Source organism: Paraburkholderia sp., assembly GCF_034668105.1.
In the GTDB taxonomy this organism is placed as follows: Bacteria; Pseudomonadota; Gammaproteobacteria; order Burkholderiales; family Burkholderiaceae; genus Paraburkholderia.
In genome coordinates this window covers 1-9954 of record NZ_JAXDPY010000159.1, presented here as the reverse complement: position 1 = coordinate 9954, position 9954 = coordinate 1, and the positions used below count along the sequence as shown (strand labels likewise).

Below are 9954 nucleotides of genomic sequence, written 5' to 3'. Positions count from 1 at the left end.
CCTTGCACGCCGCGCGCGATGAGTAGCTCAGGCAGGGACAGCGCGAGCCCAGCGGCACACGACGCCACGACAAACGCCGCGCTGGCGGCGAGGAAGACGCGGCGGTGTCCGAGGAGGTCGCCGGTGCGAGCGCCCAGCAGCATGAAGCCGCCGAAAGTCAGCATATAGGCGTTCTGCACCCAGGACAGATCCGGGCGCGCAAGTCCGAGGTCCGCCCGAAGACGCGGCAGTGCCGCATAGACCACGGTTCCGTCGAGCACGATCATCAACTGGCAGGCGAGGATGACTGCGAGGGCAAGCGCGCTAGCGGGTGAGCTGCCTCGCCCGCTTTCCCGATGCCGGGCGTCCCGGTAGCCTGACATGGCGTCTACGCTCACGCCCTCTTGCGGGCTTCGAGCTGCGCGATCTCCGACAACGAGAGGCCCATTTCGTCGCGAAGAAAACGTGGCATGGTCCAATGCGGCAACGCGGCCTCGTCGAATGGACCGAAGGATTCCCGGTACAACGGTAACCAGCGAAGCGATTGCTCGATCAATTGCTCGCGGCTCGGCTCCTGTTGATAAGTCGCGTAAGGACAACTGCGGTGTTCGATAAAGAAACCGCCGGGCAAGCGTTCTTCGCAAAGTGTGCGGTATTCGCGTGTTTGCAGAATGAGGTAGTGCCAGATTTCATCGATCTGCTGCTCGACCGGCAAAAAAAGCCCACTTAGTTGCTCGCGGTGCTTCGAGACCAGATAAAGATAGCGCAGGCATTCCGTGAGTTGCCGCTCCACGTAGTCGGAAGACGACCCGGTGCGCTTGATGAAATAGAGGATGACTTCCGAATGGAGATCGTGACCGAGCAATACCTTTGCGTCGATGGCCGAAGCAGGAAGCGTGGAATGCATGCGTTTTCCTCGTTGCAGGGAAGCGATTGGAACGTGTTGGGCGGCCTTTATTTTTTCGCGAGCCACGCATATTTGCCCGACTTGCCGATGTCGATATGCGTGCGATGCAAGGGAGTGCAATTCGTTCCCGTCGCTTCCTGAATACGCCTTTGCAGATCAGCGGCTTCGCGCGGCAGGAGCGGGGCGCCATCGAACGTCGTGTAATGCAGGCAGGCTTGAGACTTCTCTTCCGGATGCAGTTGGTAGACGAAGATATTCGGCGAGGCGGCGCAGATCAGATCGTCAAAATCGGCTTGCGACACGATCCCGTGCGAAGCCCGCATCATTTCTTTTTCGCGGCCGCAAAACCGGACAATTTTCTCGGGGTCCGCAGAGCCGTCCGCAGTCCGGACGCAATCGCCGGAGCGGTAGCGGATCAGTGGCATATAGGGGTTACGCACGCTCGACACAATCATGCTGAAGATTGTGTTGCTCGTCGCAAACGGCACGAGTTCCAGGCGCATTTTGTCGAGAAACGGCGAGTAGTTTCCGTGACGGTCGCTGTAGTAGAGATAGCCGAGTTCGGTGCTGCCGAACAGATCGATGAGCGGGCAACTGAAATTTTCCAGCAGGAACCGCCGGACGTTTATTGGGGTGTACTCGTAAGCGTGGATGATGCTGGCAGGTTTGGGGAAGCGGGCTGCAAGTCCATATTGCGCGACCTTCAATACGAAATGCGCCAGGTGGTAGCTGGAACAGTCCAGATGGTAAAGCCCATTTGGATGGCAATGCCGGGCTGCCACGATATCGTCAAGCATGCGCTCAATGTCGGCGCGTTCCCACTGGGCTGGATCGAGCTTCTGATTGAGGTACATGGTGCGCGCATCGAGCCGCCGCATCGCGGATGAGGCCATTTCGATCGCGTGCTTGCCGTATTTTCGGGCGTTCACGCGTGCAACATGTTCGGTCGCCAGCACTGTAGTGAGCGATACGCGCTGACACTGTTGCTGCCAGGTGAAGCCGATATCGGGGTGTTGGCTCCACAGTTGATAGTAGGAGTTCAACAGAAAATAAGGAGGACGGATGATGTGCATCCTCGCGTGATGGGTGCCGGTTGAGAGGACGAACTCGGCGTCACCTGTTTTCAGCGCTGCGGCGAGTCGCGGCGTCATCCAGTTGTCGGGGAAGTCCAGTGCGATTGCCGGCTTTTCCAGAATGGGGAAAAATCTCTCCGCGATCGACTGCTGGTAAATGGGAATGTCCTTGACCTGCTCGATTACATCGACTGTTGGCTGGTTTTCCATATGCGCTCCGTAGCCTGGTTGCGATGTCGACGGAAGCTGGTCCTTGTAGTGTGCAAGGACCAGCTTGATGAGCTCGCCAGGTCAGCAGGCTGCGCCTGTCAGCTCACGTTCGACGTGCAGCGATTAGTTGATACAACCGGTCTTGGGCAGTGGCTTCGCCATGGCGATCGAGATGCAGCCTGCCTTTCCAGCGGAAATGCAACCTTCCTTGGTGCCGGAGATGCAGCCGTCCGTCTGAGCGGAGTTGGCGGCAACCCACTTGTTCCATACGGAGTTCTGAGCAATTTGAAGAGCCAGATTTTCCATCGTATACCTCCAAAGGTGTAAAGCATTGGGATTGGAGTGCGTCGATAGAACAGAAAAAATATTACGCACCCCGTAGCTCTGGCTTTCGCATCGGAGGTGGGTTCAACTTTATTTACGGGGTGCGACGATACGATTCGAGCGGTCGCACATTCATGCGCAGGTGCGACGTCTGCGGTGAGATCGAAATGTCGTTTGCCAAAGGCCCTGATGCAGCGGGCTGGCAGAGGAAGCGAGGGGGTGAGGTGACGGCTGGCAATCGCGAAGCTGCGTCGTGCTGTTGCCTGACGCGTGTGACGCAATGACACGTTTGATTCGAACGGCCTTGTTTGCCAGATTTAACTGTTGGTAACGGTACGGAAGCCGCGGTTCAGGCGTAACTTCGATGCCGGGTCGCGCGCCACTGTCCGGGCGCCAGCCCGAAGCGCCGCGTGAACGCATGCGTGTAAGCGCTCTGATCGCCGAAGCCGATTTCCAGCGCGATATCGCTGAGCGATAAGCGTGGATCGGACAGCAGGCCAAGCGAGGTATCGAGCCGCAAACGCTGCAAATAGCGATGCGGTGTTTCGCCGAAGGCTTCGATAAAAAGCTGATGAAAGCGCCGCATGCCGAAGCCGCAATGGGCGGCGAGGTCGGCAATACGCAGCGGTTCCGACAGATGCGCGCGCAGCCAACGGTCGATGCGTGCGAAATCCAGACCGGCGCCGGGCGCCGGCGCGCCCGCCATCGTTGTGCCGGAGTCCGCCACCAGCGCAGCGCCCAGGCGTGCCGCCGCGTCCCAATGAAAACGCCGCGTATCCGGAGCGTTGCCTTGCGCGCCGCCCGCGGCGTGCGCCGCGATCCGATGCACGAGTTGCGTGAGCGACGCATCCACCATCACGGCGCGCGCGTGGTCGAACAGACGTTCCGGCACGGCCAGCGAGGCGGCCGGCAGATCCAGCACCAACTGCCGGTTCTCGCCGATACCCGCATAGTCGTGCCGTGCACCTGCGGGAATGAGCCAGGCGGAACGGGCGTCGATCTGTTGCGCGACGCCGTTCACCGCCATCACCATCGCGCCGTCGAGTCCGAGCACGACCTGATGAAAGTCGTGTACGTCCGACGCTTCGATCGCACCGTAGCGGCGCAACGAAACGCTGGGAGCGGTGACGACGGCGTGATTCATCGGCAATGCACCCGATTACAAAACAGGGAAAACCTAGACGTCGAGCAGTTCGACTTCGAACACGAGCGTTGCATTCGGCGGAATCACGCCGCCCGCGCCACGCACGCCGTAGCCGAGTTGCGGCGGAATTGTCAGCTTGCGCGTGCCGCCGACCTTCATGCCTTGCACGCCTTCGTCCCAGCCCTTGATGACCATGCCGCCGCCCAGTACGAACGCGAACGGGTCGTTGCGGTCCTTGCTCGAGTCGAACTTCTGGCCGTCGGTCAGCCAGCCCGTGTAGTGCACGCTGACGGTCTTGCCGGCAACGGCTTCAGCGCCGCTGCCTTCGACGATATCTTCGTATTTCAGGCCGGATTCGGTAGTCACAGTCGACATGTGTCGCTCCTTGGTTCAAAAACGTAAAAACCGACATTGTAGGCGTGTTGGCGACGCATCGCCGAGGATTACCGCGTGGCATGCGGTTTGCGTCAGTATTGGCCGTCCGGCCAGGCTGGTTGCGCCGGACAGCATGCCTATAATGAGGCTTCTTTCAATATTTCCTGCACTGCCTGAGAGGGCTCGATCGTGACAACGTCTTCCACCGGAACCACGGGCCCACAGCCGGGTGCTTCCGGCTTCGCCGTATCCGAACGCACCGCACATCTGCGCGCGGAGACTGCGCTGTTCATGCGCGACCACGTGCTGTCGCTGGTGTCGCACGACCTGCGGGGTCCGCTGAACGCCATTCATAGCTGGGCGTATGTGCTGGAGCGCAAGCTCGATGCGAACGACCCCAACTCGCAGCGCGCCGTCACCGGCATTCGCAACGGCGTGGACCAGCAGGTGAAGTTGCTGGAGACGATCGTCGACGCCACGCGGGCCGAGACCAAGTCGCTGGCGCTCGCTTACGCGCCGTTTCCGCTGCATCCGCTACTCGACGAAACAGCGGAAGAAGTCCGCTCCGGATTGGCCCGCATGCGTGGCGTCGAGGTCAAGGTGGAGTCGCAACTCGCCACCGAGCAGCTCAACGGCGATCGCGAACGCCTGGCCGCCGCGCTGTGGGTGATGCTCACGTTTGCCGTCGAAGCGAGCGCGGCGGGCGCCGTGGTTACGCTGGCTGCGCGCGCGGATGCCTCCAGGTGGTACGCCAGTGTCACCTTCACGCAGGGCGCCGGGGCTTTGACCGATGCTTCGGTGCCGCACTTGCTCGAAGCCTTTGCCCGCCAGCAGGCACGCGAACCGCGCGAAGCCAAGCGGATCGCGTGGGTGTTCGCGCTGTGCAAGCGCGTTGCGGAAGCGCACGGCGGCAGTTTCGAGCAAAGCGAGGCGCCTGAAAGCGAAACGGCTACGCTCGCGCTGCATGTGCCGCTGAGCGCAACCGCGGCAACGTGAGCGGCCATTGCCGGCATGCGTTGCCGGACGCGGTTAGCTTTCAGCAAACTTTCGCCCTTTATACTGACAACTTTCGTTGCCGGAGCGTTTCGCTTTGATCCAGGTTGTCGCCCTTATCGGTGCGTTGTTCCTCGTTGCCCTCAACGGTTTTTTTGTCGCCGCCGAATTCGGTTTGGTGAAGCTGCGCCAGACGCGCGTGCAGAGTCTCGCGACCGGGCACGGCATGCGCGGGCGTTTGCTGGCAAAAGTGCACGGCCGGCTCGACGCGTATCTGTCCGCCTGTCAGCTCGGTATCACGCTGGCGTCGCTTGGGCTTGGCTGGATCGGTGAGCCTGCGTTCGCGGAACTGCTCACGCCCGTCTTCAGCCTGCTTGGCGTGGAATCGGAGAAGCTGATCCACGGCATCTCGCTGTTCTTCGCGTTCTCGTGCATTTCGTTCCTGCATATCGTGGTGGGCGAACTGGCGCCGAAGTCGCTGGCTATTCGCGAGGCGGAGAAGGTCTCGCTGTGGGCCGCCACGCCGCTGTACGGTTTCTATTGGGCGATGTATCCGGCAATCTGGGTGCTCAATACGAGTGCCAACGCGGTGTTGAAGCTCGCAGGTCTCGACGCGGACCACGGCCACGATTCGCGTTACTCGACCGACGAACTGAAGCTGATCTTGCGCGGCCGCCGCGCCAATGTCGCAACTGAACTGGGTTCGCCGGAAGGCGCATACAGCCAGGACGAATGGAACACGATTGCGCATTCGCTGGATTTTTCGCGCATGACGGTCTCGGATCTGATGCGCCCTTCGCACGAAATGGTCGCCATGCGGCGCGATTTGCCGTTGCGCGAAAACATGCAGGTGGTGGCGCGGCACCGCTTCAGCCGCTATCCGCTGTTCGAAGACGCCGCCGGCGAGCGCGTCGCCGGCATGATCCATTTGAAGGATTTGCTGCTGGCGCGACACGCGGGCAGCACGCTCGACGACCTTTCCAAATATGCGCGGCCCGTGCAGTATGTGAAGCCCGACATGCCCGCGCTCGAACTGTTTCGCCGCTTCCGCAAGGGCGCGCCGCACTTCGCGCTGGTTGGGCACAAGAATTCGAAGCCGATCGGCTTTCTGACGCTGGATAATCTGCTGGGTGCACTGGTTGGGCAGATACACGACGAATTCCGCCAGGGCGACGCCGACTGGACGCGCATGGACGACGGCACGCTGATGGGCAAGGGCAGCTTGCCGGTGGTGTCGTTGGAGCGCGCGCTCGGGATCGACATCGACGAAGGCAAGGCCGAATCGGTCGGCGGCCTTGTGATTCAGGCGCTGAATGACCTGCCGACCGAAGGGCAGCGCGTCGAGTTCGATCGCTTCGACGTGGTGGTCAAAAAGATGAAGGGACCGCGAATCGTGCTGGTACGCGTTTATCCGAGAACCTTCGACGATGAAGGCGGTTGAGCGGCTTCCAACGTCAGGCCCGTCTCAGGTCCGCTGAACCGTTGCTCAAGTAAAATCGCTATCCATACGACCGGGGGCGGAATGGGTTATTTGCTGGTGCTGTGCGTCGGTTTGCTGGCCGGCACGTTGAGCGGCGTGATCGGTACGGGCTCGTCCATGATGCTGATGCCCGTTCTCGTCATGCTGTTCGGCCCGCAGCAAGCGGTGCCGATCATGGCGATCGCCGCGATCATGGGCAACTTCGGAAAGATTCTTGCGTGGTGGCGCGAGATCGACTGGCGGGCTTGCGGCGCTTATTGCTTGACTGCGGTGCCGGGTGCGGCGCTGGGTGTGCGAACGCTTCTTGCGTTGCCGCCCCACGCGGTCGAACTCGCGTTGGGGCTGTTTTTTGTCGCGATGGTGCCTACGCGGCGCTGGCTGGCGCGGCGGGCTATCAAGTTTTCTTTGTGGCAGCTTTCGCTGATCGGCGGTGTTGTCGGTTTTCTTACCGGCATTGTCGTTTCCACTGGGCCGATCACAGTGCCCGTGTTTATGTCGTATGGCCTTGTGAAAGGCGCTTTTCTGGCGACGGAAGCCGCGGGATCACTGGCTGTGTACGGCACCAAAGTCGCGGTTTTCAATCACTTCGGCGCGTTGCCGTTGCATGTGGTGATCGACGGGTTGATCACCGGCTCGGCACTCATGATCGGGTCTTTTTCCGCGCGGCTGATCGTGGTCCGGATGAGCCCCGCGGTTTTCAAACTGGTGGTTGACGGGTTGATGCTGTCTTCGGGGCTTTCATTGCTGTGGGCGGCAGGGCGGTAGGGTCGCCGCTGCGCACAGGCATGCAACCTCACCCCACCGACGCCTCAAACACCCGCCGGTAATTGTCCCTCAGAATCGCTGCCGCTTCCGCCTGGGCAGCCGGCCGCGCAAAGCCAGCGGCTCTGCCTGCGGCGCGAGCGGTGCGGCCAGATAGACTTCAATGGAGGTCAGCGGATTACGCGGCACGCAGCCCCCGCAGCAGGGCTCGTCGGCGCTTAGCAGGAAGTAGTCGACCGTATGTGCTTGCGGGTCCAGCGGAATCATCCAGCCCAATATGTCGACCACGGTGCCGTGGGATGTGTCGGCGTGTCCGATTTGAATAGTCGGCCAGTCGATCTGCATCGGCGCGCTCGGGGGCATTTATTTGTGCGCCGATGTTACCCGACTTGTTTGCCTCGTCAACTGCGCGGCACGCCGTCCTCCACCAGCACCGCGATAGGCATCGCGCCTAATGCATCGCGCAGATACAGCAAGCCGTCTTCATCCACTTTGGGCGCCGCCGGACTCAACCAGTCGAACAGCGCCCGCGCCGTGAGGTCCGCAGGCATGGCGATCGCCGTGTCGCCCCAGTTAGCCGGGTCGACCATCGGCAAATCGCCGTCCTCATCGAGTAAGCCGGCAGCAAGCCGGCTCGCCACCACCACAGCCCACGCGTTCCCATGCCGCCGTGCGAACGCGATCACATTCGACGCCTGCGTCCCGCGCACCTCGAGTGCCAGATACGTCCCCTGACTGAGCAGCTCCGGTAAATGCGCGCGCAACGCCAGCACACGCTGCACCACCGCAAGCTTCACCCGGCCGTCATGCCAGTTCGCCAGAAACTCCGATGGCGGCGTCTGCGCCAGCCACGCCTCGCGCTTCGCAAAATCAACGGGCCGGCGATTGTCTGGATCGACCAGACTGAAGTCCCACAATTCCGTGCCCTGATAAAGATCGGGAATCCCAGGCGATGCCAGCCGCAACACCGTCTGCTGCAAACTGTTGAGCGCACCCGCGCGACCAATCCGCGTTACGAACGCGGACACCTCACGCAGAAACCCATCGCGCCGCTGCGGCGCCAGGATATCGAACAGGAAATCGCGGCAGCCGGCCTCGTACGCTTCATCCGGGGCGAGCCAGTTGGTTTGCAGCTTCGCTTCCCGCAACGCCTTCAATTGCCATTGCGCGACGCGCTCGGCCAGTTCCTTGACGCCCGCTTCATCGTCCGGTTTTAAATCTGGCGGCCAGCAGCCCACCAGGGTCTGATACAGCATCGCCTCGGCGGCGGGGCCCGGCGCCCAATCGTAGCTCGTGTCCTGGCCGACGCTGCTGATCGGCTTGCCGTCGAGCGCGCGCCGATGCGGCGCGTTCAAGGTCGACCACGCATGCAACGTCGTGCTCCACTCGTGAGAAATCTCGCTCAATACCGCGAGCCGCGCGCGCACGTCCTCGCCGCGCTTGTGGTCGTGTGTGGCCGTGGCGAGCATCGCGTGAGGAAAGCGTTGTGAGCGCTCGAGATTGGCCGCATGAAATTGCTCGACCGACAAAGCAAATTCGCCCGGGTCCGAGCCGACTTCATTGCGCGACAGCAAACGTCCATAGCGATAACACGCCGTATCTTCAACCGCCTTCGCGGCGACCGGCGCGGTCAACTGCGAGAACAGCGTCTGCGCGGTGCGCCGCGCGGAACCCGCATGACTGGGCGGTGCGCCGTTCGGCCCCTGCTGCTGCGATGGATTGACCCGCGCGTTCGGCACTTCTTCGGCGCTGCCACCGAGCCAGGCGTTGACCCGGTCGAGCACCACATGGTCCGCGCGCGAAAGCGTTTGTCGCGCGCCCGCCAGCGCCTGCTCGAAATAGACGTTGTCGGCGGCGCTGCGCAGCGCGTTCTGCGGATAGATTCGATACACCGGAAAATGCACGACCAGTTCGGTCAGCACGCGCCGCAGCGCGGTGAATGTGAAATCGCGCGTGGGCAATGAATCGCGCGCAATCCGATGCAGCGCGCGCGCCGCACGGTCCAGTTCCGCCGAGAGGTTCTCCGCGAGGATCTTGCGCCGCGCGGCCAGGGCTTCGTCGGCGAAGCGCGGGCTGCGGCCGGTGAGTTCGGTCCACGTCTGCGCGAGCGGTTCGGCGCCGGCCGGATCGTGCAACAGCGCGCCCACGTCGCTCATGAAATCGTAGCCGGTGGTGCCGTCCACGGGCCAGTCGTCGCGCAGCGGCTCGCCGCGGCCGAGAATCTTTTCAACCAACACATACGGCGCGGTGTCGCGCAGTTCGGTGAGGCGCTGGCGCAGACGCTGACAGTACTCGCGCGGTTCAGCGAGACCGTCTACGTGGTCGATCCGCAAACCATCCACCACGCCTTCCTGATACAACCGGAAAATCAGCGCGTGGACCGCTTCGAATACTTCAGGCCGCTCCACCCGCACACCTGCCAGCGTCGAGATGTCGAAGAAACGCCGCCAGTTCACTTCGTCCGAAGCGGTACGCCACCACGCAAGGCGGAAGTGCTGCCGTTCGATCAACCGATGCAAACGGTCACGCGTAACGGGATCGCCGGGCGCATACGCTTGCAGCGCCAGCTCGATCGCCGAGGCGCCGCTTTGCGCGACGAACTCCCGCAGCATGTCGCGTCCTTCGGCGGCGCGCGGCTGATCGGCCGGTTGCGTCGTCAGGCCCTGGAAACGTTCAGCCAGTGCGTTGAGATCGGCGCGCTCGGTGC

11 protein-coding genes are annotated in these 9954 nt (G+C 62.2%); 3 read left to right on the top strand and 8 right to left on the bottom strand.

Features of this window, described 5'->3' with window-relative positions; genetic code table 11:
- The 6 genes from QOC89_RS07490 to QOC89_RS07465 form a co-directional block, all read right to left on the bottom strand.
- A partial coding sequence (locus QOC89_RS07490) for an MFS transporter (protein WP_323044446.1) occupies window positions 1-362 on the bottom strand: 362 nt, incomplete at its 3' end.
- Window positions 363-373: 11 nt separating this feature from the next.
- Window positions 374-886: a hypothetical protein gene (locus QOC89_RS07485; protein WP_323044445.1), complete on the bottom strand. Its 513-nt coding sequence runs from the start codon at window positions 884-886 to the stop codon at window positions 374-376.
- A gap of 47 nt (window positions 887-933) precedes the next feature.
- Window positions 934-2169 carry a hypothetical protein gene (locus QOC89_RS07480; RefSeq protein WP_323044444.1) on the bottom strand — a complete coding sequence of 412 codons (1236 nt, stop codon included), beginning with the start codon at window positions 2167-2169 and terminating at the stop codon, window positions 934-936.
- Window positions 2170-2292: 123 nt separating this feature from the next.
- Complete coding sequence (locus tag QOC89_RS07475) at window positions 2293-2475, bottom strand: hypothetical protein (protein WP_323044443.1); 183 nt, start codon at window positions 2473-2475, stop codon at window positions 2293-2295.
- Between the two features lie 367 nt (window positions 2476-2842).
- Window positions 2843-3637 carry an AraC family transcriptional regulator gene (locus QOC89_RS07470; protein ID WP_323044442.1) on the bottom strand — a complete coding sequence of 265 codons (795 nt, stop codon included), beginning with the start codon at window positions 3635-3637 and terminating at the stop codon, window positions 2843-2845.
- 33 nt (window positions 3638-3670) lie between these two features.
- Window positions 3671-4012 carry an FKBP-type peptidyl-prolyl cis-trans isomerase gene (locus tag QOC89_RS07465; protein WP_074770998.1) on the bottom strand — a complete coding sequence of 114 codons (342 nt, stop codon included), beginning with the start codon at window positions 4010-4012 and terminating at the stop codon, window positions 3671-3673.
- A gap of 189 nt (window positions 4013-4201) precedes the next feature.
- On the opposite strand from QOC89_RS07465, the gene QOC89_RS07460 reads away from it, so the two are divergent.
- From QOC89_RS07460 to QOC89_RS07450, 3 genes are all read left to right on the top strand, one after another.
- Window positions 4202-5008, top strand: a complete 807-nt coding sequence (locus QOC89_RS07460) for a HAMP domain-containing sensor histidine kinase (RefSeq protein WP_323044441.1) — start codon at window positions 4202-4204, stop codon at window positions 5006-5008.
- Between the two features lie 94 nt (window positions 5009-5102).
- Window positions 5103-6446, top strand: coding sequence for a hemolysin family protein (locus QOC89_RS07455; protein WP_323044440.1), 1344 nt, complete (start codon window positions 5103-5105; stop codon window positions 6444-6446).
- A gap of 81 nt (window positions 6447-6527) precedes the next feature.
- Window positions 6528-7250, top strand: coding sequence for a sulfite exporter TauE/SafE family protein (locus tag QOC89_RS07450; protein WP_323044439.1), 723 nt, complete (start codon window positions 6528-6530; stop codon window positions 7248-7250).
- A 69-nt stretch (window positions 7251-7319) separates the two neighbouring features.
- On the opposite strand, the gene QOC89_RS07445 is transcribed toward QOC89_RS07450, so the two are convergent.
- Window positions 7320-7592: a hypothetical protein gene (locus QOC89_RS07445; protein WP_323044438.1), complete on the bottom strand. Its 273-nt coding sequence runs from the start codon at window positions 7590-7592 to the stop codon at window positions 7320-7322.
- Window positions 7593-7648: 56 nt separating this feature from the next.
- Window positions 7649-9954: malto-oligosyltrehalose synthase (treY, locus tag QOC89_RS07440; RefSeq protein WP_323044437.1), on the bottom strand; the 2306-nt coding region annotated here is incomplete at its 5' end.